The 21,448-nt window shown below is 67.3% G+C and carries 21 protein-coding genes; 9 read left to right on the top strand and 12 right to left on the bottom strand.

Going from position 1 to position 21,448, the window contains the following annotated elements; translation table 11 throughout:
• Nucleotides 1-10: 10 nt before the first annotated feature.
• The 3 genes from ACSYHF_RS00995 to aceB all read right to left on the bottom strand — a co-directional run bounded on the left by ACSYHF_RS00995 (nucleotide 11) and on the right by aceB (nucleotide 4,475).
• Nucleotides 11-1,051: a GGDEF domain-containing protein gene (locus ACSYHF_RS00995; RefSeq protein WP_032954692.1), complete on the bottom strand. Its 1,041-nt coding sequence runs from the start codon at nucleotides 1,049-1,051 to the stop codon at nucleotides 11-13.
• Between the two features lie 435 nt (nucleotides 1,052-1,486).
• Nucleotides 1,487-2,788 carry an isocitrate lyase gene (gene aceA, locus ACSYHF_RS00990; protein ID WP_065178398.1) on the bottom strand — a complete coding sequence of 434 codons (1,302 nt, stop codon included), beginning with the start codon at nucleotides 2,786-2,788 and terminating at the stop codon, nucleotides 1,487-1,489.
• Nucleotides 2,789-2,852: 64 nt separating this feature from the next.
• Nucleotides 2,853-4,475 carry a malate synthase A gene (aceB, locus tag ACSYHF_RS00985; protein WP_005420731.1) on the bottom strand — a complete coding sequence of 541 codons (1,623 nt, stop codon included), beginning with the start codon at nucleotides 4,473-4,475 and terminating at the stop codon, nucleotides 2,853-2,855.
• A gap of 110 nt (nucleotides 4,476-4,585) precedes the next feature.
• On the opposite strand from aceB, the gene ACSYHF_RS00980 reads away from it, so the two are divergent.
• Nucleotides 4,586-5,554, top strand: coding sequence for a LysR family transcriptional regulator (locus ACSYHF_RS00980; RefSeq protein ID WP_329915974.1), 969 nt, complete (start codon nucleotides 4,586-4,588; stop codon nucleotides 5,552-5,554).
• A gap of 327 nt (nucleotides 5,555-5,881) precedes the next feature.
• The gene (locus tag ACSYHF_RS00975; protein ID WP_005420736.1) at nucleotides 5,882-6,790 is read left to right on the top strand and encodes a LysR family transcriptional regulator; all 909 of its coding nucleotides are present in this window, start codon (nucleotides 5,882-5,884) and stop codon (nucleotides 6,788-6,790) included.
• A 93-nt stretch (nucleotides 6,791-6,883) separates the two neighbouring features.
• On the opposite strand, the gene ACSYHF_RS00970 is transcribed toward ACSYHF_RS00975, so the two are convergent.
• Both ACSYHF_RS00970 and lepB read right to left on the bottom strand, forming a co-directional pair.
• Entirely contained in the window at nucleotides 6,884-8,140 is a 1,257-nt protein-coding gene (locus tag ACSYHF_RS00970; protein WP_262220885.1) for an MFS transporter, read from the bottom strand.
• 124 nt (nucleotides 8,141-8,264) lie between these two features.
• Entirely contained in the window at nucleotides 8,265-8,891 is a 627-nt protein-coding gene (lepB, locus tag ACSYHF_RS00965) for a signal peptidase I (protein ID WP_053501214.1), read from the bottom strand.
• Between the two features lie 243 nt (nucleotides 8,892-9,134).
• Between lepB and ACSYHF_RS00960 the strand changes: the two genes are divergently transcribed.
• Nucleotides 9,135-9,536: a hypothetical protein gene (locus tag ACSYHF_RS00960; protein WP_447576004.1), complete on the top strand. Its 402-nt coding sequence runs from the start codon at nucleotides 9,135-9,137 to the stop codon at nucleotides 9,534-9,536.
• A 3-nt stretch (nucleotides 9,537-9,539) separates the two neighbouring features.
• On the top strand, nucleotides 9,540-9,986 hold the full coding sequence (locus ACSYHF_RS00955) for a 3-dehydroquinate dehydratase (protein ID WP_004153636.1): 447 nt from the start codon (nucleotides 9,540-9,542) through the stop codon (nucleotides 9,984-9,986).
• 116 nt (nucleotides 9,987-10,102) lie between these two features.
• Here ACSYHF_RS00955 and dcp read toward each other — a convergent pair whose 3' ends face one another.
• The 3 genes from dcp to arfB form a co-directional block, all read right to left on the bottom strand.
• A complete protein-coding gene (gene dcp / locus ACSYHF_RS00950) occupies nucleotides 10,103-12,259 on the bottom strand; it encodes a peptidyl-dipeptidase Dcp (RefSeq protein WP_447576003.1) in 2,157 nt (718 codons plus the stop codon).
• A 110-nt stretch (nucleotides 12,260-12,369) separates the two neighbouring features.
• Nucleotides 12,370-12,972 (bottom strand): lysophospholipid acyltransferase family protein, encoded by a 603-nt coding sequence (locus ACSYHF_RS00945; protein ID WP_005420754.1) that lies wholly within the window; start codon nucleotides 12,970-12,972, stop codon nucleotides 12,370-12,372.
• A gap of 4 nt (nucleotides 12,973-12,976) precedes the next feature.
• Nucleotides 12,977-13,408: an alternative ribosome rescue aminoacyl-tRNA hydrolase ArfB gene (arfB, locus tag ACSYHF_RS00940; protein WP_005420755.1), complete on the bottom strand. Its 432-nt coding sequence runs from the start codon at nucleotides 13,406-13,408 to the stop codon at nucleotides 12,977-12,979.
• Nucleotides 13,409-13,541: 133 nt separating this feature from the next.
• Between arfB and ACSYHF_RS00935 the strand changes: the two genes are divergently transcribed.
• A complete protein-coding gene (locus ACSYHF_RS00935) occupies nucleotides 13,542-14,075 on the top strand; it encodes a DUF2059 domain-containing protein (protein WP_447576002.1) in 534 nt (177 codons plus the stop codon).
• Between the two features lie 75 nt (nucleotides 14,076-14,150).
• Here the strand turns inward: ACSYHF_RS00935 and ACSYHF_RS00930 are convergent, their stop codons facing one another.
• Both ACSYHF_RS00930 and ACSYHF_RS00925 read right to left on the bottom strand, forming a co-directional pair.
• Nucleotides 14,151-14,894, bottom strand: coding sequence for a pseudouridine synthase (locus tag ACSYHF_RS00930; RefSeq protein ID WP_005420759.1), 744 nt, complete (start codon nucleotides 14,892-14,894; stop codon nucleotides 14,151-14,153).
• A gap of 85 nt (nucleotides 14,895-14,979) precedes the next feature.
• A complete protein-coding gene (locus tag ACSYHF_RS00925; protein ID WP_111127429.1) occupies nucleotides 14,980-15,567 on the bottom strand; it encodes an O-methyltransferase in 588 nt (195 codons plus the stop codon).
• A gap of 165 nt (nucleotides 15,568-15,732) precedes the next feature.
• Here ACSYHF_RS00925 and ACSYHF_RS00920 point away from each other — a divergent pair, with 165 nt between their 5' ends.
• The 4 genes from ACSYHF_RS00920 to ACSYHF_RS00905 are packed head-to-tail and all read left to right on the top strand — an operon-like array spanning nucleotide 15,733 to nucleotide 18,865.
• On the top strand, nucleotides 15,733-16,344 hold the full coding sequence (locus ACSYHF_RS00920) for a PIG-L deacetylase family protein (protein WP_053500821.1): 612 nt from the start codon (nucleotides 15,733-15,735) through the stop codon (nucleotides 16,342-16,344).
• Entirely contained in the window at nucleotides 16,344-17,483 is a 1,140-nt protein-coding gene (locus ACSYHF_RS00915) for a glycosyltransferase (RefSeq protein ID WP_005420765.1), read from the top strand. The genes ACSYHF_RS00920 and ACSYHF_RS00915 overlap by 1 nt, the downstream gene beginning before the upstream one ends.
• Nucleotides 17,470-18,075 (top strand): acetyltransferase, encoded by a 606-nt coding sequence (locus ACSYHF_RS00910; RefSeq protein ID WP_069138105.1) that lies wholly within the window; start codon nucleotides 17,470-17,472, stop codon nucleotides 18,073-18,075. The genes ACSYHF_RS00915 and ACSYHF_RS00910 overlap by 14 nt, the downstream gene beginning before the upstream one ends.
• A 4-nt stretch (nucleotides 18,076-18,079) precedes the next feature.
• Nucleotides 18,080-18,865 (top strand): YaiO family outer membrane beta-barrel protein, encoded by a 786-nt coding sequence (locus tag ACSYHF_RS00905; RefSeq protein WP_005420769.1) that lies wholly within the window; start codon nucleotides 18,080-18,082, stop codon nucleotides 18,863-18,865.
• 52 nt (nucleotides 18,866-18,917) lie between these two features.
• On the opposite strand, the gene ubiB is transcribed toward ACSYHF_RS00905, so the two are convergent.
• Together ubiB and ACSYHF_RS00895 are read right to left on the bottom strand one after the other, a co-directional pair.
• Nucleotides 18,918-20,573: a ubiquinone biosynthesis regulatory protein kinase UbiB gene (ubiB, locus tag ACSYHF_RS00900; protein WP_111127436.1), complete on the bottom strand. Its 1,656-nt coding sequence runs from the start codon at nucleotides 20,571-20,573 to the stop codon at nucleotides 18,918-18,920.
• A complete protein-coding gene (locus ACSYHF_RS00895; protein WP_005420772.1) occupies nucleotides 20,570-21,205 on the bottom strand; it encodes a ubiquinone biosynthesis accessory factor UbiJ in 636 nt (211 codons plus the stop codon). The genes ubiB and ACSYHF_RS00895 overlap by 4 nt, the downstream gene beginning before the upstream one ends.
• Nucleotides 21,206-21,448: the final 243 nt, after the last annotated feature.

Raw genomic sequence — 21,448 nt, 5'->3', positions numbered from 1 at the left:
CTGCATCTCCCTATTGGCCGTCCGGATCATCCACCCAGCGCAGGCAGTTGCCGCCATCACGCTTGGCCCGGTACAGCGCCCGATCGGCGCTGGCATACCACTCGCTCCAGTCCGCGTCGGCATCCAGCAGGCTGGCTCCGATGCTGACCAGGCTTACATGCGGCGTGCCATGGCTGCGCTCGAGCAGGCCGTGCACCGCGCTGAGGATGAACTCGGCAGCGTGCTGCACGATCTCGCGGTTGCCACGGCGCAGCATCAGGCAGAACTCATCACCGCCAAGCCGGCAGGCCAGGTCCTGTTCGCCAGCCATCGAGCGCAGGATGTTGCCCATGCTCTGCAGCACGCGGTCGCCGGCCTGGTGGCCGTGGCGGTCGTTGATCTGCTTGAAACGGTCGCAATCGATCAGCAGCAGCGCCTGCGGCGGCCCCTCGGCACGCTCGCGGCACTCCTGCAGGTACAGGGTGAGGCCACGGCGGTTGTGCAGACCGGTCAGTTCATCGGTACGCACCAGCTCGCGGGTGTGGGTCAGCTGGTGGGTGGTGATGTAGAGGTTGTCCAGCGCGGTTTCCAGATCGTGGTTGCGCCGGCGCAACTGGCTGATCAGGGCCTGTTCGTTGGCCAGCACGCGCATGATCGTGCGGCGCAGGAAGTAGGCCACCAGGCCCGGATCGGATTCGACCAGCCGGTGGAAATCAGCCGGCCCCAGTTCCAGCACATCGCAGTCGACCAGCGCGCGCGCGCTGGCGCTGCGCAGGTGGTCGCCGACCAGCAGGCCCAGTTCTCCGAAGAACTCATGCTGCCCGAGTGTCTTGATCACCAGGTCCTCGCCGAAGTCCAGTTCGATCTGGCCTTCGAGGATCACATACATGCGCTCGCCGCGGTGGCCACGCTGGAACAGCCACTGTCCGGCACGGAGCTTGCATGCGCGGGCGAATCTGGCAAACAATGCCACCTCGGCATCTGACAACAGCGCGTGCACGATCTCGGCCATCGCCACCCGGGCGATACCTGTCGTCACATCACTGTTCTCGGCCGCACCCCTGCCGGTCATTCCCTGCACCCGCCGCCAGCGTCCCCTGGTGAGCCGCGGAGCATAGCACCGCTTTAAAGTGTGCGCCCTATCTCATTTTGACCGCTCTGCCGATCTTGATTGATGTGAAGATCGGTGGTGGCCCATTCTGGTCACGGGCGCCCGGGCAAAACCCCTGCTGGATCAATTCGATGCCGGGTTTCACAGGGTTTCGGCCAAGTTGCCGGAACCCGGGGTGCGCCTGATTGACGCTGCCCGCTGGCTGCCCCTTGCATCGATACAACAACGCCGGCAGGTCCCCCGACCGGCCGGCGTTGCCTGGCCCTTCCCTGGCCACCCTGATCGGATTTCCAGGCCCCGGTAGAGCCGGCCGCTGGCCGGCTGCCACGCAGCGCCCGGAGCATCCTGTGATTGCCGGCCAGCGGCCGGCACTACCGGATCACGCCGCGCACCGGATCACGCCGCGCGTTCGCTGCGCCCGCCGTGGAACTGCTCTTCCTCGGTCGATCCGGTCAGCGCGGTGGTCGACGACTGGCCCTGCTGGATCGCCTGGGTCACCGCATCGAAATAGCCGGTACCGACCTCACGCTGGTGCTTGACCGCAGTGAAACCGCGCTCGGCCGCTTCGAACTCGGCTTCCTGCAGTTCCACGAACGCACTCATCTGGCGGCGCGCGTAGCCGTGGGCCAGATTGAACATGCCGTAGTTCAACGCATGGAACCCGGCCAGGGTGATGAATTGGAACTTGTAGCCGTAGCTGCCCAGTTCGCGCTGGAACTTGGCAATGGTGGCGTCGTCCAGGTTCTTCTTCCAGTTGAAGCTGGGCGAGCAGTTGTAGGCCAGCAGCTTGCCCGGGAACTTCGCATGGATCGCCTCGGCGAATTTCCGTGCGAATTCCAGGTCCGGCTTGCCGGTCTCGCACCACACCAGGTCGGCGTAGGGCGCATAGGCCAGGCCGCGGCTGATCGCCTGGTCCAGGCCGTTGCGGGTCTTGTAGAAGCCTTCGACGGTACGCTCACCGGTGGTGAACGGCTTGTCGTTGCCGTCGATGTCACTGGTCAGCAGATCCGCAGCTTCGGCATCGGTGCGCGCGACCAGCAGGGTCGGCACGCCCATCACGTCTGCGGCCAGGCGTGCGGCGTTGAGCTTCTCGATCGCCTCGCGGGTCGGCACCAGCACCTTGCCGCCCATGTGCCCGCACTTCTTGACCGAGGCCAGCTGGTCCTCGAAGTGCACGCCGGCGGCGCCGGCCTCGATCATCGCCTTCATCAGTTCAAAGGCGTTGAGTACGCCGCCGAAGCCGGCCTCAGCATCGGCCACGATCGGCTGCAGGAAGTCGATGTCATCCTTGCCTTCGGCGTGGTGCAGCTGGTCGGCGCGAAGCAGCGTGTTGTTGATGCGCTTGACCACCGCCGGCACCGAATCTGCCGGGTACAGCGACTGGTCCGGATACATCTGGCCGGCCAGGTTGGCGTCGGCCGCCACCTGCCAACCGGACAGGTAGATCGCCTTCAGGCCGGCCTTGACCTGCTGCATGGCCTGGTTGCCGGTCAGTGCACCCAGCGCGTTGACGAACTCGCGCTCGTGCAGCGACGCCCACAGCTTCTCCGCACCCAGGCGGGCCAGCGAATGCTCGATGTGGACGGTGCCGCGCAGGCGCACCACGTCGGTGGCGCTGTAGTTGCGCTGGATGCCTTCCCAACGCGGGTTGGTATCCCAGTCGTGCTGGATCTGTTCGGCAGTGGGCAGCTTGCTCATGTCTTTCTCCAGTTCGGTTCGTGCGTGCAGCGGGGAGGGAAACGGCGGTAGACGCGCGCGGCAGTCAATCGATGCGTGCGTAGGCCGGCAGGGTCAGGAAATCGGTCAGTTCTTCGCTGCGGCTCAGTTCGCCGAGCAGGGCGATGGCCTCGCTGATGCGCGCGCCACCGGGCAGCGCGGCGGTATCGCCCAGCCGTGCCGGCAGCTGCGACAGGGTGGAATCCAGCAGGGCCAGGTCGATCGCGGTGCCATCGTCCAGCTGCTGGCCCGGCGTATGCAGCCACTGCCACAACTGGCTGCGGCTGATCTCGGCGGTGGCCGCGTCCTCCATCAGGTGATGGATCGGCACACAGCCGTTGCCATCCAGCCACGCCGCCAGGTAACGCACGCAGACTTCCACGTTGCCTTCGAAGCCGGCGCGGGTGATGGTGCCCGGCGGCCGCGCGATCAGTTCGTCGCGGCCGACGCGCACGTCCTGGCGCAGCACGCTGTGCTGGTTCGCACCGGGCATGTGCTCGTCGAAGATCGCCATCGCCACCGGAATCAGCGCCGGATGCGCGACCCAGGTGCCGTCGTGGCCGGCGCTGACTTCACGCAGCTTGTCGGCGCGCACGCGGGCCATGGCCTGCTCGTTGGCGGCGGCATCGTGGTTGATCGGAATCTGCGCGGCCATGCCGCCCATCGCATGCGCACCGCGGCGGTGGCAGGTCTGGATCAGCAGTTCCGAATAGGCCTTCAGGAACGGCTGGGTCATGGTCACCTGGCCACGTTCAGGCAGGACGCGGTCGGCGTGGCGGCGGAAGGTCTTCAGGTACGAGAAGATGTAGTCCCAGCGCCCGCAGTTCAGGCCGACGATGCGATCACGCAGCGCGTGCAGGATCTCGTCCATCTCGAACACCGCCGGCAGCGTTTCGATCAGCACGGTCACCTTGATCTGGCCGTGCGGCAAGCCGAGCATCCCTTCGATGTGCGACAGCGCGGTTTCCCACAGCGCCGCCTCTTCCATGCTCTGCAGCTTGGGCAGGTAGAAGTACGGGCCACGATCCTTGGCCTGCAGGGAGCGGGCGTTGTGGAAGGCGAACACCGCTGCGTCGAACAGGCCGCCGGCGAGGAACTGGCCGTCGACGCGTACGTGCTTCTCGTCCAGGTGCCAGCCACGCGGGCGCACGATCAGCACCGCCTGTTCGTCGTATGGGCGCAGCGTGTAATGCTTGCCATTGGGGGCGGTGTATTCGAGATCGCCGCGCACCGCCGCGGCCAGCGACTGCTGCCCGGCCAGCAGGTTGCGCCAGGTCGGCGAGGTCGAATCCTCGAAGTCGGCCATGAACACCTTGGCGCCGGAGTTCAGCGCGTTGATGACCATCTTCGGGTCGGTCGGGCCGGTGATCTCGACGCGGCGGTCCTGCAGCGCGGCCGGCAGCGGCGCAACGCGCCAGTCGCCGCTGCGGATCGCAGTGGTGTCTTCACGGAAGTCCGGCAGGCCGCCCTGGTCGAAGAACGCCTGGCGTTCACGGCGGGCCTGCAGCCTCGCCTGCCGGCCCGGTTCCACCGCGCGGTGCAGCGACACCAGCAGGGCCAGCAGCGGCGCCGGCAGCACGGTGTCCTGGCCGGCCACGCGGGTCGCCAGGGCGATGCCGGGGGTGGCCTTGGTGGCGGGGGTGGGAACGGCGGAAGCGACGGCGGACATGGGGCGACTCCAGCGGTGGGGGAACGTCTCCACGGTGCCTCCCGGCCTCAGTATTTGGCAAAACAGTTTTTGCAATGTTTTACATAAGTTGTGCTAATACTCGTTACACGATGAGCACACACACCCCGCCAAGTCCTCGTTTTTCCTACAAATCCGACCGGCTCAAGCCGCTGCGCGCGTTCTGCCAGACCGTGCGCCTCGGCTCCGTCTCACGGGCGGCTGAGGCACTTTTCGTCAGCCAGCCGGCCATCAGCCTGCAGTTGCAGGCGTTGGAACGGGAGCTGGGGGTGCCATTGTTCGAGCGCAGCGGGAGGCGCCTGGTGCCCAGCCGCGAGGGCCAGCTGCTGTACGAGATGGCACAGCCGCTGGTGGAGAACCTGGACGGGCTGGAGGCGCGCTTCCGCGACAAGGTGCGCGGCCTGGACGCGGGCGAGCTGAACATTGCCGCCAACAGCTCGACCATCCTGTACCTGCTGCCGAAGATCGTCGAACGCTTTCGCCTGCACCACCCGGACGTGCGCCTGACCCTGCACAACGCGATCAGCGCCGACGGCACCGACCTGCTGCGCGAGGATGCCGCCGACCTGGCGATAGGTTCGATGACCGATGTGCCGGCCGACCTGACCTACGCCCCGGCCTACCGCTTCGAGCAGGTGCTGATCGCACCGCACGATCATCCGCTGGCCAAGGGCGGCGAGCTGGAGCTGGCCGACATCGCGCGCTATCCGCTGGTGCTGCCGCCGAAGCGGCAGATCACCTACCGCCTGGTGGACCAGGTGTTCCAGCGCCACCGCATCGCCTACACCGTGGCGCTGGAAGTGGGGGGCTGGGAAGTGATCAAGCAGTACGTGGCGATGGGCATGGGCATTTCCATCGTGCCGGCGCTGTGCCTGAACGAGGCCGACCACGAGCGGCTGGCGGCGCGATCGATGAAGCGCTGGTTCCCCGAGCGCAGCTACGGGGTGATCGTGCGCCGGGGCAAGGCGTTGTCGGCGCAGGCGCGGGCGTTCATCGAGCTGATCCAGCCGGAGTTGTTCAGTCCGCGCGATTACGATCAGAGCGGGCATTCGGAGCGGTGAGGGGTGTTCGGCAGGGCTGCGCCCTGCACCTGCAGAGGCCGAAGCGACAGCAACGGCGACAGCGGGCTTTCCGTGGGATGGCGGGGTGGGTCCGGTTACGGGGGACGCCGTAAATCCGTCCATGGAGGCTCGGTCGCGCCATCCATGGCGCTCACGCCCCCGCAACCGGACCCACCCCGCCTTCGACCGTTTTCTGCGAACTGTGGGAAATGCTTCCCATGGTGGGTGCCGACCGTTGGTCGGCACGGGGTCGGATCCCGTTGCTGCGCAACGGGCTCTGACCCCGCCTCTGATTCATTTCCGGCTGACGATGAATAAACTGCACCCATGTCCATCGAACTCCGCCACCTGCGCTACTTCCTCGCCGTCGCCGATACGCTGCACTTCGGCCAGGCGGCGGAGCGGCTGGGCATGTCACAGCCGCCACTCAGCCAACAGATCCGCCAGCTGGAAGAACTGATTGACGCGCGCCTGTTCGTGCGCAGCCATCGCCGCGTGCAGCTGACGCCTGCGGGCGAACTGCTGCAGGAACGTGCACGCGCCATCGTGCAGCAGGTGGAAACGGCCGTGGACGAGGTGCAGCGTGCACAGCGTGGTGAGCAGGGTGAACTGCACATCGGTCTGACTCGCGCCACGCCGCTGTCGCCGCAGATTCCGCGTTCGATCCTGCGCTACCGTCAGCAGTACCCGCAGGTGCGGCTGCAGCTGAGCGAGATGAACACGCTGCAGCAGATCGACGCGCTGCTCGACGGTTCACTGGACGTGGGCATCATCCGCAAGCGCGCGCTGCCGCCGGAACTGGTGGCGCACAGCCTGTTCGTCGACCCGCTGGCGCTGATCGTGCACGCCGACCACCCTGCCCTGCGCAGGCTGTCGAAGCAGGGCACGCTGTCGCTGCGCGACTTCGCTCAGGAGCCGTTCGTAGCGTTCCGCCGCAGCGCCGGCGCGGGCATCCACGACCACATGATCGCGTTGTGCGCGGCGGCGGGCTTCACGCCGCGCATCGTGCAGGAAGCCGGTGAAGCATCGACGTTGATCAGCCTGGCCGCCGCGGGCCTGGGTGCGGCGATCCTGCCGTCGTCATGCGATCACATACGCGTGGAAGGATCGCGCTTCGTGGCACTGGCCGATGCTGGCGCGCATTCGGAAGTGCAGCTGGCCTGGCACCGCGAACGGGTAACGCCGCTGATCCGCAATTTCGCCACGCTGCTGCGTGAGGCGTTCGCCGAAGGGTGAAGCGCAACCCACCCGGGTAGTGCCGGCCGCTGGCCGGCAACCCCACATGGGCCGGCATGCCGGCCAGCGGCCGGCACTACCGTACGCGGTGGATCACGCGGTGACCGGCTGCGGCGCGCGCTGCTGCAGTGCCCAGACGATACCGCCGCCGACCAGCGTCAGCACGGCCGCGAACGCGCACACGCCAAGCCAGTCCCAGGCCGCATAGGCCAGGCCACCGACCCCGCCCAGCACGCTGGATCCCAGGTAGTAGGCGAACAGGTACATCGCCGAGGCTTCGGCGCGCATCGTACCGGCGCGGCTGCCAACCCAGCTGCTGGCCACCGAGTGGCCGCCGAAGAAGCCGAACGTGACCAGCGCGATACCCAGTGCCATCGCACTCAGCCACGGCATTGCCAGCAGTGCGATGCCCGCGCCGATCAACGCGAACGAGATCGACAGGATGCGGCCGCGGCCGTAGCGCGTGGCCTGCTGGCCCATCCACGCCGAACTGAAGGTGCCCACCAGGTAGACACTGAAGATCAGGCCGACCACGGTCTGGCTGAGGTGGTAGGGCGGCGCCAGCAGGTGGTAGCCCAGGTAGTTGTAGAGGGTGACGAACACGCCCATCAGCACGAACGAGGTCGCGAACAGCCACGGCAGGCCCGGGTCGGCGAACAGCGTGCGCCAGCGCGACGGCAACTGGCGCAGGCTGTCACGACGGGGATGGAAGTGGCGCGACGGCGGCAGCTGAAGCCACAGCAGCACGGTGCTGGCCACCGCGATGATCGAGACCACGCCGATACCCCAGCGCCAGCCCCAGTGGTCGGCGATGATGCCGGCCAGCAGGCGTCCGCTCATGCCACCGATGGCGTTACCGCCGATGTACAGGCCCATCGCCAGGCCCAGCGCGCGGCTGTCCATTTCCTCGACCAGGTAGGTCATCGCCACCGCCGGCACGCCGCTCAGCGCCAGGCCGAGCAGCGTGCGCAATACCAGCAGCGTGGTCCAGTCATCCACCAGCGCCGAGCTCAGCGACAGCATGGCCGAGACCAGCAACGCGACGATCATCAACGGGCGGCGGCCGACCGCATCGGACAGCAGACCAGCCAGCAGCATCGCCACGGCCAAGGTGCCGGTCGTCAGCGACAACGACATCGCGCTGCCGGCGGCGGACACGCCGAAATGGCGGCTGAACTCGGGCAGCAGCGGCTGCACCGTGTACAGCAGGCCGAAGGTGGAAAAGCCGGCCAGGAACAGTGCCAGCGCGGTGCGGCGGAAGGCCGGTGTGCCCTGCTGGATGCGGGTCTCGGCGCTGGAGTCGACAGTGGGGGGGCGGCGTTCGACGGCCGCCGCGGTTTCGCCAGTCATGGGATCGATGGGCCGGTGGGGGCGGCCAAGCGTGGGAGGGAACGGGCCTCAGACTAGGCCCGTCTATCCAGTCGATCCATAACCTGATAGGTAATGATTGATATACGAGAAGTATCAATTCAGCTTACAGGCGCTGCCACTCGAAGCCGTCGCCCCGGCGGTAGTACACCGCCACCGCGCGGCCGTAGAGCTTGTCGGCGTCGACGAAGCCGAAGAAGCGGCCATCGAAGCTGTTGCCGCGGTGGTCACCCAGCACCAGCACCTTGCCAGCCGGCACCACCAAGTCGGCGATGTCCGGACCGCCGCCCATGTCCAGATCAAGGCGGGCACGTCGCTCGCCGAAGGCTTCCACGTCCTGCAGGTCGGCCATCTGCAGCGGCTGCCCGTTGATGCTCAGATGGCCTTCGCGCATCTGCACATGGTCACCGGCCACCGCCGCCACGCGCTTGATCAGGCGGGTGCCGTCGGCCGGTGAGTCGAAGACCGCCACCTCGCCACGCTGCGGGGTGCCGGTCGCCATCAGTTCCGTGTTGGTGAATGGCAGGCGCAGACCGTAGGCGCGCATGTCCACCACCACCCGGTCGCCGGGCTGCAGGGTCGGCTGCATCGAACCACTCGGCACCACGTAATGGTTGGCCAGGGTATCGCGGGCGGCGGCGAGCAGGCCGAGCATCACCAGCAGCGGCAGCGCCTCTTTCTTCAGCCAGGCCAGCGCGCGTTCGGAAAAGGGAGGGCGGGCAACAGCGTCCATGGCAGGATCCGGGTGGGTGGTAGCTGCATCAGACCACATCCGGGCCGAAGAGGTTCCCGCACCGCGCTCCTGTAGAGCCGAGCCTACGCTCGGCTGCTCTGCGCCCAGTCCTGGCAACCCTGGCGCTGCAAAAGGGGTTACGCAGGTTTTACGCCCCGGCCCGGCGGCGGGCATCGCACCTTTACGGGCAGCACGCGCATCGTGTGCCCACCGCGCCACAGGGCGCATTCCGCAAGGTGTTGTATGACCCTCCTGGTGATCCGCCACGCATCTTCGTCGGCGCCGCGTCCGCAGCTGTCGGCACAGCTGGCCGGCCATCGCGTGCTGTGCAGCGACTGCGCCAGCCTGTCCGAGGTACGCCAGTGCCTGTGCCAGCCGCAGGCGCGCTCCGCCGACTGGGTACTGCTGGATGTCGGTACCGCCGACGAAGCGCAATGGCAGGCCGAAGGTGGCGCGCTGCAGGCAGCACTGGAACGGCTGCCGGCGCAGTACATCGAACTGCAGGCTCCCAGCGAGCCGGGCCTGGATGCACGTCTGCGCCTGCAGCACGGTCCGGCCGCCGTGGTGGTCGACCAGCGCAGCCAGCAGGCCGGTTACCCGTTGTCGCTGGCCATTGTCGGCCGCCGCCTGGCGCAGGAGGGCTGAGTCATGTCGATCTTCATCATCCGCGGCCCGGAAGCGGCCGGCGCCCTGATCCGCACCGCGATGCCGCTGCCGGCACCGGTCCTGAAGTCGCTGGTGCATCGCGCGATCGACGCCGGCACCAGCGTGGCCATCCGCGCCTGCGGTTCGGAACAGGAACTGCTTGATGCGCTGCGCGTGGCCGATCACAGCCGCGGCGAGGTGACGCTGCTCGATCCGGGTGCGTGTGCCAACAGTCTGCGCCTGCAGCGGCTGCTGCCCTATCTGCACAACGCGTACGTAGAGGTGCATGACGACGGCGCAGTGGCCGAACCGTGCCTGCCGGCCGGTGTCGGCCAGCGCCTGGGCATCGCTGCTGGGTATGGCGCGCAGAGTTATGTGCTGGCGCTGGATATCGCGCTCGATCACCTGGGCCTGGCCGAGCAGGCGAACCGCGTGCACGTGGGGACGTAACGCTGTGTGTAGAGCCGAGCCCATGCTCGGCTGCGTCTCCAGAAAAAGCCAGCCGAGCATGGGCTCGGCTCTACACAAAGAAAAACGGCGGGGTTGCCCCCGCCGTTTCCGCTTTCTTATTTCAGCCCGCGGAACTTCAGCAGCGGTTCCACCGACGGGTCCTTGCCGCGGAAATCGCGGTACAGGGTCGACAGCTCCACGCTGTTGCCGCGCGAGAGGATCTTGTCGCGGAACTCCTGGCCGTTGGCCGCCGTCAGCCCACCGTGTTCGGTGAACCACTGGTAGGCGTCATGGTCCAGCACTTCGGCCCAGAAGTAGGCGTAGTAACCGGCCGAGTAACCACCACCCCAGATATGGTCGAAGTAGGTGGTGCGGTAGCGCGGCGGCACCTGCGGCAGGTCGACCTTGAACTTCTTCAGCGCGCTGGCTTCAAAGGCGCCGACATCCTGCAGCGGTGCATCGGCCTTCTGCGTGTGCCAGGCCAGGTCGAGCAGCGCGGCCGACAGGTATTCGGTGGTCGCATAGCCCTGGTTGAAGCTGCGCGCCTTGAGAATCTTGTCGACCAGTTCCTGCGGCATCGCCTCGCCGGTCTTGTAGTGCTTGGCGTAGTTGGCGAACACCTTCGGGTCCAGTGCCCAGTGCTCGTTGAACTGCGACGGGAACTCGACGAAGTCACGCGAGGTGGCGGTGCCGGCGATCGACGGGTACTTCACGTTCGAGAACATGCCGTGCAGCGCATGGCCGAACTCATGGAACATGGTGGTGACGTCGTCGAAGCTGATCAGCGCCGGCTGGCCGGCGGCCGGCTTGGTGAAGTTGCAGACGTTGTAGACCACCGGCTTGGCACCGGTCAGGCCGTCCTGCTCGACGAACACGTCCATCCAGGCGCCGCCGGACTTGCTGTCACGCTTGAAGTAGTCGGTGTAGAACAGGGCCAGCGAGGTGCCGTCCTTGTCGAACACTTCGTACACCTTCATGTCCGGGTTGTAGGTCGGAATGTCGGTGCGCGGCTTGAAGGTGATGCCGTACAGCTGGGTGGCGGCGTAGAAGACGCCGTTCTGCAGCACGTTGTCCAGTTCGAAGTACGGCTTGATCTGCGACTCGTCCAGATCGTACTTGGCCTTGCGCACCTGCTCGGCGTAGAAGTCCCAGTCCGAAGCGGCGACCTGGAATCCGCCCTTCTGCGCGTCGATGACCTTCTGGATCTCACCGGCCTCGGCGCGCGCCTTGGCGGTGGCGGCCGGCACGGTGTCGGTCAGCAGCTTGAGCGCGGCAGCCGGAGTCTTGGCCATCTGGTCGCCCAGCTGATAGTCGGCGAAGGTGTCGAAGCCGAGCAGCTTGGCCTTCTGCGCACGCAGCTGGGCCAGGCGCTGCACGGTCTGCCGGGTGTCGTTGGCATCACCGCGCTCGGCGCGGGTTTCAGAGGCCTTCAGAACGGCGGCACGCTGGTCGCGATCGCTCAGCGAGCCGAGCACCGGCTGCTGGGTGGTGTTCTGCAGCGGCAGCAGGAATTTGCCATCCAGCTTGCGGTCCTTGGCGGCGGCCGCAGCGTTGTTGATCGCGCCCTCGTCCAGGCCGGCCAGCTTGGCCTTGTCGTCAACGACAACAGCCGCAGCGGCGGTCGCGGCCACCAGGCGGGTGTGGAACTGGGTGGAGAGCGTGGTCTCTTCCACGTTGAGCTTGCGCAGGATCGCCTTGTCGGCGTCGGACAGCTGCGCACCGGCGCGCACCAGGCCATCGTAATAGTGCTCGACCAGGCGCTTCTGCACCGGGTCCAACTCCAGCGTGTCACGCTGGTCGTACAGCGACTTCACGCGCGCGAACAGCTTCGGATCGAGGTTGATCTCGTCCTGGTGCGCGGCCAGCTTCGGCGCCACTTCTTCCTGGATCTTCTGGCGCGCATCGTTGGTGTCGGCCTGGACCAGGCCGAAGAAGATGCGCGACACGCGGGTCAGGGTCTCGCCGCTGCGCTCCATCGCCACGATGGTGTTGTCGAAGGTGGCCGGCTCGCTGCTGTCGGCGATCTTGCGCACGTCGGCCAGGTGCTGGCGCATGCCTTCTTCGAAGGCCGGCAGGTAGTCGCTGTCCTTGATCTTGTCGAACGGCGGCGCTTGGAACGGCAGCGTGCTGGCGCTCAGCAGCGGATTGGTGGAGGCTTCGGCCGGCTGCTGGGCCGGGGTCTTCTGGGCATCGGACACGGGGGTGGATTCCTTGCCGGAACAGGCCGCCAGCGCCAGGCTGATGGCGGCGGCCAGGACTACGGTACGCGACATGTAAAACGCTCCTTGGGCAGACGGTATGGATACCAGCCCTCCACCCTACTCCTGTCGCGCTCGCCCGGCATGTGCCGGACGTGGCGTCTATGCGGCGGCCTGCGGCAGGCTCAGACCGTACCGCGGGTCTTGCCGATCCAGGGCCGGTAGAACTCGCGGATGGCAGCCATGTCGGCCACATCGTCGCCGCTCGGGGTGAACAGCGGACCGATGCCGATGGTCTTTTCCGGATAGTGGAAATACGCGGTCAGGATCGGCACGTCGGCCATCCGGGCGATCTTCAGGAAGCCGGCCTTCCACTCCTTCACCGCCTTGCGGGTGCCCTCGGGCGTGATGGCGAACCACATCTTCTCGTTGTTGCGCAGCAGGTCCACCGCCTGGCCCACCGTGCCCTGTGGCGAGCTGCGATCGAGCGGAATCACGCCCAGCCGGTGCAGCAGCGGGCCCAGCGGCCACCAGAACAGCGACGCCTTGCCCAGCACCTTCACCTTCATGCCGAGCGCGATCTTCGCTGCCATGCCCCACAGCCCGTCCCAGTTGGACGAATGCGGGGCGATGATGAAGACCAGCCTGGGGATGTCAGGCAGGGTGCCGGTCACCTTCCAGCCCCCCATGCGCAGGGTGCAGCGCGCCAGCCAGCGCAGGAAGGCGTTGGGTTTGACCTGCGGCATCTGCGGCGGCACGGCCGGCAGCAACGAAGTCGGGTTGTTCAAGCAATCACTCCCAGTCACGTGATGAGCGCCCGCGCTTGATCTGCGCGCGCCCGCGTTTGGCGTCCAGACGACGCAGTTTCGACCCGAGGGTCGGCTTGGTGGCCTTGCGCGGTTTGGGCACGCTCAGCCCGGCCTGGATGAAGGCCGCCAGCCGCTCGCGCGCATCCTCGCGATTGCGATCCTGGGTGCGGAAACGTTGCGCGTCGATGACCAGCACGCCTTCGCCGGTCATGCGCCGGTCACGCCGCGCCAACAGCCGCGCGCGCAACGGTTCGGGCAACGAGGGCGAGTTGGCCACGTCGAAACGCAGTTCCACCGCAGTGGACACCTTGTTGACGTTCTGGCCGCCGGCGCCGCTGGCGCGCACGAACCGCTCGACGATCTCGCCGTCGGGGATTTCAAGCTGCGCGCTGATGGTGACCGGTCCACTGCCCATCCACGCATTGTAGCGGCAGGCACGTGGTGGAGTGCGCCATCGCGCCCCGTATGCCGCCGATCAGGCGCCGAACACGCCGCCTTCGCCTGGGCTGCGGGTATGCTGGCGGTCCCATGTACCGCAGGAAGCCCGCATGACCCGCTTCGCACCCGCCCTGCCGTCCCTGCTGCGCCGCGCCGCCCTGCTGCTGGCACTGGCCACGGCCAGCGTCCCGGCCCTGGCCGCCCCGCCGACCGACGGCGACATCAACCGCCTGCTGTCGGCCTCGCGCGCGCAGAGCATGATCGACACCATGGTGCCGCAGATCGAAGCCATGCAGCAGCAGCAGTTCGAGCAGGTGGCCGCGCAGCGCCAGCTCACCGCCCAGCAGCAGGAGCAGCTGAAGCGGATCCAGGCGCGGACCAGCCAGACCCTGCGCCAGGCCATGTCGTGGCAGCAGCTGCGGCCGATGTACGTGGACCTGTACAAGAAGACGTTCAGCAAGGAAGACGTGCTGGCGATGGCCGAGTTCTACGAGAGCGCGGCAGGCCAGAGCCTGCTGGACAAGACCCCGGCACTGATGCAGAACGTGATGGTGGCCATCCAGGCGCGCATGCAGCCGCTGTTTGCGGACCTGCAGAAAGACCTGGAAGCGATCGTCAACGAGCCGGAAAAGAAACGAGAATGAGGTAGTGCCGGCCGCTGGCCGGCTCCCCAGTACACCTGGAATCACGCAGCTGCCGGCCAGCGGCCGGCACTACCGTCAAACTGCGTCCACCTGCCAGCCGAACAGGTCCAGTGCCTTCTGGAACTGGCGGTCCAGCGGCGCACTGACATCCACGTTGCCGCCCTCCGGATGCGGAAAACGCAGGCGCTCGGCGTGCAGCAGCATGCGGTGCACGCCCTGCATGCGGAAGATGCGGTTGTGGCGCCCATCGCCGTGGCTGGTATCGCCGATCATGTGATGTGACAGGTGCTTGAGGTGACGGCGGATCTGCCGGAAGCGCCCGGTCTGCGGCTGGCAGCGCAGCAGCGCGTAGCGCGAGCTGCTGAATTCGCCCACCGGCACCGACAGCTCGCCAGTGGCCAGGCGCTGGAAATCGGTGATCGCCGGCTTCTTCACCGGCTTGCCCGGCCCACCGTCCAGATCATGGTCCACCCGCCAGGACAGCTCGGCCGGCCAGCCTCGGCAGACTGTCAGGTAGTCCTTGGCCACTTCGCCACCCATCAGTGCCTTGCCCAGCGAACTGGCGGTTTCGCGGTCAAAGGCCAGGAGCAGGCAGCCACTGGTGGCCCGGTCCAGGCGGTGCACGAGGAAGATCGGCCGCCCCAGCTGCTCACGCAGGCGGTCGGCCAGGAAATCATCTTCGCCACGGGCCAGCTTGCTGTCGTGGACCATCAGCCCGGCAGGCTTGTTGACCACGGCCAGGCGCTCATCCAGGTGCAGCAGCTGCAGGGGCGCGGTTTCAGTCTCGACCGCGGCGAGGGTGTCAGGTTCGGTACTCACCGCGGGATTATAAGGGTGCCCTGTATGGGGTCAGATCCCTTTTCCACGGGAAAAGGGATCTGACCCCGGGTCTGTGGCGTGGCAATCAGGCGTTGCGCACGGCCAGCAGTTCGCCGTTGCCCACCGGCACCACGCTGGTGCTGAAGTCCGGATCAGCGTCCAGCAGCAGGCACAAGGGTTTCATCTCTTCCGCGTGCGAGGTGGCGTTGTCCACTACCAGCAGGCCCCCTGGCCGCAGCACGCGGCGCAGTTGCGGCCACCAGCCGGCGTACTGCCCGCGGTCCGAATCCAGGAACAACAGGTCGATGCAGCCTTCGCCGGCCTCTGCCAACCACTGCCCGGCATCGCCATGCACCAGCGTGATGTGCGCGGCCAACCCGCTGCGCGCGAACGTGGATCGCGCCATCGCCACCTTGTCCTCGGCGAATTCCAGCGTGGTCACGTGGCCGTCGATGGCGGCGGCGGCTTCGGCCAGCCACAGCGTGGAGTAGCCATTGGAGGTGCCGATTTCCAGCACCCGGCGCGCGGTGCCGAAACGCACCAGTACCGACAGGAATTCACCGGTGTCCGGCGTGATGTTGAGCATGCGCCGAGCGCGCTCGGTTTCATGCGCGTCGTTTTCAGCACCGAAGTGCATCAGTTCGTTCTTCAATTCCGAAAGCCGCATCGTCATCGCTTCTTTCAATTGCCGCAGCAAGGGTGAGCATTGTGGCCCGTCCGGCCACATTTCGTACTCCTCCTAGCCCCGCGCCGCGCTCACGTTGCGATAGTTCCCGCCTTCTTCACGCGGGACGGTGCACCCGCCCGCTGCCCTCTTGGTTTCCGCAAGGACACGGCCATGGTTCTCGACATTCTGGCAATCGGCGCCCACCCCGACGACATCGAACTCGGTTGCGGCGGCAGCCTGGCCAAACTGGCCCGCGCCGGTGCACGCATCCATGCGCTGGTGCTCAGCCGTGGGGGCCGTGGCTGCCATGCCGGCATCGACCGCGGCGACGAATCGCACCGCGCGTTGCGGCGCTTGGGTGTGGCCGAGGTGATCCAGCGGGACTTCCCGGATACCCGCTTTCCTGCCTGCCGCAACGACATCGTCGCGGCGCTCGAGCAGGCCTGCGCGCAGATCGCACCGCATCGCGTCTACACGATGTGCGGCGAAGACCATCACCAGGACCATCGCACCGTCCACGAAGCGTCGATCATCGCCTGCCGCAGCATCCCGCAGATCCTCTGCTACGAGAGCCCCAGCACGTTGCCACAGTTCGCACCGCAGGTATTCGAGGACATCAGCGCACAGCTGGACCTGAAGATCCATGCCTTGCGCGAGCATGCCAGCCAGGGCGATCGCCACTACATGCAGGAGGATCACCTGCGCTGCCATGCGCAGTTCCGCGGCCAGCAGATCGGCATCGGCCCCAGTGAAGGCTTCGTGCCCTACCGGCTGGTGCTGTGATGAAAACGCTGCTGTTCCTGGCCATGTGTGCCTTCATCCTGGTGCGTGTGTGTGTGCAGGCCTTGCGCCGCCCCAGCACGCGCCTGTACAGCATCGATGCGATCGTGCCGGCCTACAACGAAGCCCCCTGCCTGGAGCGCTCGTTGACCAGCCTGCTGCAGAACCCCTACGTGGCGCGGGTGATCTGCGTGAACGATGGTTCCACCGACAACACCGCGCAGGTGCTCGATGCGCTGCAGGCGCACTGGCCCGGGCGCCTGGTGGCGGTGCATCAGTCCAACACCGGCAAGGGCGGCGCGCTGATGCATGGCCTGCAGCACGCCACCGCCGAGCAGGTGTTCCTGACCGACGCCGACACCCATATCGATCCGCGCGGCCACGGCCTGGGCCACCTGCTGGACGAGATCGAGCGCGGTGCCGATGCGGTCGGTGGCGTGCCGTCGTCCAGCCTGCAGGGTGCCGGCTTCCTGCCGCATGTGCGCGCCAGCCTGAAGCTGCCGATGATCGTCATCAAGCGCAGCTTCCAGCAGTGGCTGGGCGGCGCCCCCTTCATTGTCTCCGGTTCGTGTGGCCTGTTCCGTACCTCGGTGCTGCGCAAGGTCGGCTTCTCCGACCGCACCCGCGTGGAAGACCTGGACATGTCCTGGTCGCTGGTCGCGCAGGGGTACCGCGTCCGCCAGAGCGTGCGCTGCGTGGTTTACCCGCAGGAATGCAACACGCTGGTGGAGGAATGGCGGCGCTGGCGGCGCTGGATCGTCGGCTATGCGGTGTGCATGCGCCTGCATCGCGGCCTGCTGCTGACCCGATTCGGCCTGTTCAGCATCCTGCCGATGATGCTGCTCGCGCTGGCCGGCATCGTGCTGACCCTGCAGGTCTGGTTCGGTGCGGCCCTGCTGCATGGGCCTGGTGGCCTCTCCCTGTCGGTGATGCCGCTGTTCTGGATTGGCATCGTCATGTTGCTGGCGGTGATCAGTGCGATCCACCACCGCCGGGCGTGGCTGGTACCCGCCGCCGCGTTCTCGATGTTGTACGTGCTGCTCGCCTACGCGATCTGGTTGATGCACGGCGTGGCCGGGCTGTTCACCGGACGCGAACCGCTGCGCGACAAACCGACCAGGTATCCGCATGTGGTGGAATGACCTGGCCGCGATGGCCGCCGCGCTTTCGACGCTGCCACCGCACGTCGATTCCACTGCACAGGTTTCGCCGCGCGCGATGGTGCAGGGCAAGGTGAGGATCGGCGCCGGCAGCCGCATCTGCGACGGCGCCCAGCTGCAGGGGCCGGTATCGATCGGCCGCGACTGCCTGATCGGCAACAATGCGCTGCTGCGCGGCCCATTGCGTATCGGTGACGGCGTGCGCATCGGCTTTGCAGGTGAACTGAAGAACGCACTGATCGGCGACGGCGCCTGCATCGGCCCGCAATGTTTCATCGCCGACAGCCGCGTCGACGCCCGTGCCTACCTGGGCGCGCTGGTACGCACCAGCAACCATCGCCTGGATGGTGCGACGGTCGCCGTCCACATCGGCAATACCGTCATCGACAGCCAGCGCGACAAGCTCGGCGCCTGGATCGGTGAGGGCGCGGCGCTGGGTGTCGGCGTGATCATCCTGCCCGGTCGCATCGTCGCGCCGGGCAGCCAGTTCGGACCGCGCATCACCGTGGAACGAAACCTGCCGCCCGGTCGCTACCGGCTGCTGCAGTCGCTGCATTCCCAACCCCTGGAGTAACCCCATGCGATTGATCATCCGTGGCGCACTGCCGTGTGCCCTGCTGCTGGCTGTGTCCAGCGCCCACGCCGGCATCGACCGGGTCTCGGTGCAACTGGACCATGCCGACTACACCGACGGCTTCGGCAAGCGTGACGTACAGACCGTGGACGTGGCCGGCCGCAGCGGTGACAGCCGTTGGCATCTTGGCCTGGCCCATGGCGAACGCGACTACGGCAGCAAGCGCTTCGGCGGCAATCGCGTGCAGGGTTCGCTGCACCAGCGCTGGAGTCCTCGCGTCTCGACCCGCACTGCCTTCACTGCCTCCAACGATGACCCGGTATTCGTCAACCGCCAGGTCAACCAGGACCTGCAGTGGCACGTGGCACCGCAGACCGTGCTGAGCGTAGGCGGCAAGTACGCCCAGTACCATGCCGGTGCATACGTGAGCGGCTGGTCGGTGGGCGCAGCGCATTACTTCCCGCGCGTGACCGCCTCACTGCGCCACGAGCGGCATCGCCAGTCCAATGGGCCCGACGGCCATGGCACCACGTTGTCACTGCGCCTGAAGGATGCGCAGGGCCGTGGGTCGACCCAGCTGTGGCTGGGCAGCGGTACTTCCGGCTACACCGCCGATGCCGATCCGCTGCTGCTGCGCGAACACGATGCACGACGTGCCTTCCTGCGCCGCAGCCAGCCGCTGGGCGAGCATCTGGTGCTGGACATGGGCATCGGCAAGACCTGGCACAGGACGCGCCTGGACCGCTTCCAGAGCGTGCAGTCGCACCTGGGCCTGGGCTATCACTGGTAGAGCCGTGGCCGGTCGGCGGCGCGCGACGCCGCCGACTGTGGATCAACGGGGATCAGCGCCACCACGCGCGCGCCAGCGCCGCCGCGCCGACGGCACCAGACACCCAGCTCCACATCGGCAGGTCGCCCCAGTACCAGCCCGGTGGCTGCAGCACGTACATCAGCGCGGCGATGGCCAGCAGGCCGACGCCGGTGATCGCGCCGACCGCGCGCTTCTGCAGGCGCTGCACGCTGGCATCCAGCGCAACCAGATCGCGCGAGCGCATCGCCAGCTCGTGGCGCCCCTCCACCTGCTGGGTCAGCCAAGCGTGTACCAGGCGCGGCATGTCCGGCGCGTGGGTCATGATTTCCGGCAACCGCTTGCCGATCTCGCGCACCACCCGGCGTGGGCTGTAGCGCTCGCGCAGGATCTTCGCCAGCACCGGCTTGGCCACCGCCCAGATATCGATCTGCGGATCCAGCTGGCGGCCAACACCTTCGATGTTCAGCAGGGTCTTCTGCAGCAGGATCAGCTGCGGCTGCAGGGTCAGCTGGTAGCGCTGCGCCACGCGGAACAGCTTCATCAGCACTTCGGCCAGCGAGATCTGCGACAGCGGGCGGGTGAAGTACGGCTCGCACACCGAACGCACGGCCGCTTCCAGATCATCGATGCGTACGTGATCGGGCATCCACCGCGCCTGCACGTGCAGTTCGGCGATGCGGCGGTAATCGCGGTTGAAGATGGCCATGAAGTTCTCAGCCAGGTAGTACTGATCCTCCTGCGACAGCTGGCCCATGATGCCGAAGTCCAGCGCGATGAATCGCGGGTTGGCGCGGCGGCCCGGATCGGTGTCGACCCAGATGTTGCCGGCGTGCGCATCGGCATGGAAGAAGTTGTCGCGGAACACCTGGGTGTAGAAGACCCGCACGCCCTTGGCGGCCAGTGCCTTGCGGTCGATGCCCGCCTTGTCGAGCGCGGCGACGTCGTCGGACGGAATGCCCCACACGCGCTCCAGGGTCAGCGCGCGCTCGGCGGTATGGCTCCAGATCACTTCCGGCACGTACAGGTCGTCGCTGTTCTCCCAGAAGCGGCGCAGCACGCTGGCATTGGCGCCTTCGCGCTGCAGGTCCAGCTCGGCGGCGAGGGTGTTCTCGACTTCGGCCACCACTTCGCGCGGTCGGATCTTGTCGGCACGCGGATGGGTACGCTCGACCAGCGCGGCCAGCGAGTTGAGCAGGGCGATATCAGCGTCGATCTGCTTCTCGATGCCCGGGCGCAGCACCTTGACCACCACCTGGCGGCCATCGGCCAGCGTGGCCGCATGCACCTGCGCGATCGAAGCCGAGGCCAGTGGTTCGGTATCGAAGCTGGCGAACGCCTCGCTGACCGGCAGGCCAAGCGCTTCCTCGACAATGCGGCGCGCAGTGTCACCGTCGAACGGCTTGACCCGGTCCTGCAGCAGGGTCAGCTCATTGGCCACATCCGGCGGCACCAGGTCGCGGCGTGTGGAGAGGATCTGGCCGAACTTGACGAAGATCGGGCCGAGATCCTGCAGCGCCAGGCGCAGGCGCGCACCGCGCGACTGTGCGGCGATGTCGGCCGAGGCACGCGGCACGAACGGCTTGGCCAGGCGCAGCCAACGCTCGGCCGGCGTGCCCTGCAGCAGGTCGTCAAGGCGGTAACGCAGGATCACCCGGCCGATGCGGCTCGCCCGCAGCACGGCCTTCATGCGGCACCCCGCAGGCGCTGCACGCGCGCGCCAAGACGCTCGACGTCATCGCGCAGCACGTCCACATCATCATGGAAGGCATCCAGTTCGGCGCGCGGCACCACGTCGCGCGATTCCTCGGTGATGAATTCGGCGGCGCTGTGGGCCAGGTCGATCGCCCCCTGGCGCGCGTGCTGCAGGGCGCTGCGCAGGGTGTTGGCGACCTGCACGCCCAGTACCTCGCCGAATACGCTGACGAACGGCTGCTGCCAGTCCGGGTCGAAGCCCTTGGCCAGCTGCTGCAGGCGCCGCGCCAGTTCGGCGTCACCGGCCACGCGTACACGGCCCTTGTTGTTGGACTCGCCGCGCCGTGCGTTGGCCAGCAGCGGCAGCTGCGCCAGCACGCCGGCCAGGCTGCTGCGCACGGCCAGGTCGGCTTCCTGCGCATCCACCGGGCCGACCCGCAGCTGGTCGCCGTCGACGCTGATGCGCATCGCCAGCGACGGCGCTTCCAGGGTCAGGTCGATGTGCCGGCCATCGAGGCTGGCCAGGGCATGGCGGGTATCCGGATCCAGCGCCAGCGCGCGGTTCAGGGCGATCTGCAGGGCGCGGCCAGCGACCGGCTTGAGGGACTTGAGCAGGGAAAGAGCCATGGGCGCATTCTACCTGCGTGGGTGGGGGGCTTGGGCCGGGCTGCCGCCCGGCACCCGCAGTAGTGCCGGCCGCTGGCCGGCAAGATCAACATCAAAAGCTGGCTATCCGTGGGATGGCGGGATGGGTCCGGTTGCGGGGGACGCCGTAAAACCGTCCGTGGGGGCTTGGCCGCGGCATCCATGCCGCGGACACCCCCGCAACCGGACCCATCCCGCCTTCGACAGTTTCCTGTCGTCCGTGGG

It is taken from the genome of Stenotrophomonas maltophilia group sp. P373 (assembly GCF_053295075.1).
This window is presented reverse-complemented; position numbering and strand designations above follow the sequence as displayed.

Excerpts from the sequence above, each read along its gene's own strand:
- ACSYHF_RS00995 (WP_032954692.1), bottom strand. The coding sequence starts at position 1,051 with ATGACCGGCAGGGGTGCGGCCGAGAACAGTGATGTGACGACAGGTATC.
- aceA (WP_065178398.1), bottom strand. The coding sequence starts at position 2,788 with ATGAGCAAGCTGCCCACTGCCGAACAGATCCAGCACGACTGGGATACC.
- aceB (WP_005420731.1), bottom strand. The coding sequence starts at position 4,475 with ATGTCCGCCGTCGCTTCCGCCGTTCCCACCCCCGCCACCAAGGCCACC.
- ACSYHF_RS00980 (WP_329915974.1), top strand. The coding sequence starts at position 4,586 with ATGAGCACACACACCCCGCCAAGTCCTCGTTTTTCCTACAAATCCGAC.
- ACSYHF_RS00975 (WP_005420736.1), top strand. The coding sequence starts at position 5,882 with ATGTCCATCGAACTCCGCCACCTGCGCTACTTCCTCGCCGTCGCCGAT.
- ACSYHF_RS00970 (WP_262220885.1), bottom strand. The coding sequence starts at position 8,140 with ATGACTGGCGAAACCGCGGCGGCCGTCGAACGCCGCCCCCCCACTGTC.
- lepB (WP_053501214.1), bottom strand. The coding sequence starts at position 8,891 with ATGGACGCTGTTGCCCGCCCTCCCTTTTCCGAACGCGCGCTGGCCTGG.
- ACSYHF_RS00960 (WP_447576004.1), top strand. The coding sequence starts at position 9,135 with ATGACCCTCCTGGTGATCCGCCACGCATCTTCGTCGGCGCCGCGTCCG.
- ACSYHF_RS00955 (WP_004153636.1), top strand. The coding sequence starts at position 9,540 with ATGTCGATCTTCATCATCCGCGGCCCGGAAGCGGCCGGCGCCCTGATC.
- dcp (WP_447576003.1), bottom strand. The coding sequence starts at position 12,259 with ATGTCGCGTACCGTAGTCCTGGCCGCCGCCATCAGCCTGGCGCTGGCG.
- arfB (WP_005420755.1), bottom strand. The coding sequence starts at position 13,408 with ATGGGCAGTGGACCGGTCACCATCAGCGCGCAGCTTGAAATCCCCGAC.
- ACSYHF_RS00935 (WP_447576002.1), top strand. The coding sequence starts at position 13,542 with ATGACCCGCTTCGCACCCGCCCTGCCGTCCCTGCTGCGCCGCGCCGCC.
- ACSYHF_RS00925 (WP_111127429.1), bottom strand. The coding sequence starts at position 15,567 with ATGACGATGCGGCTTTCGGAATTGAAGAACGAACTGATGCACTTCGGT.
- ACSYHF_RS00920 (WP_053500821.1), top strand. The coding sequence starts at position 15,733 with ATGGTTCTCGACATTCTGGCAATCGGCGCCCACCCCGACGACATCGAA.
- ACSYHF_RS00915 (WP_005420765.1), top strand. The coding sequence starts at position 16,344 with ATGAAAACGCTGCTGTTCCTGGCCATGTGTGCCTTCATCCTGGTGCGT.
- ACSYHF_RS00910 (WP_069138105.1), top strand. The coding sequence starts at position 17,470 with ATGTGGTGGAATGACCTGGCCGCGATGGCCGCCGCGCTTTCGACGCTG.
- ACSYHF_RS00905 (WP_005420769.1), top strand. The coding sequence starts at position 18,080 with ATGCGATTGATCATCCGTGGCGCACTGCCGTGTGCCCTGCTGCTGGCT.
- ubiB (WP_111127436.1), bottom strand. The coding sequence starts at position 20,573 with ATGAAGGCCGTGCTGCGGGCGAGCCGCATCGGCCGGGTGATCCTGCGT.
- ACSYHF_RS00895 (WP_005420772.1), bottom strand. The coding sequence starts at position 21,205 with ATGGCTCTTTCCCTGCTCAAGTCCCTCAAGCCGGTCGCTGGCCGCGCC.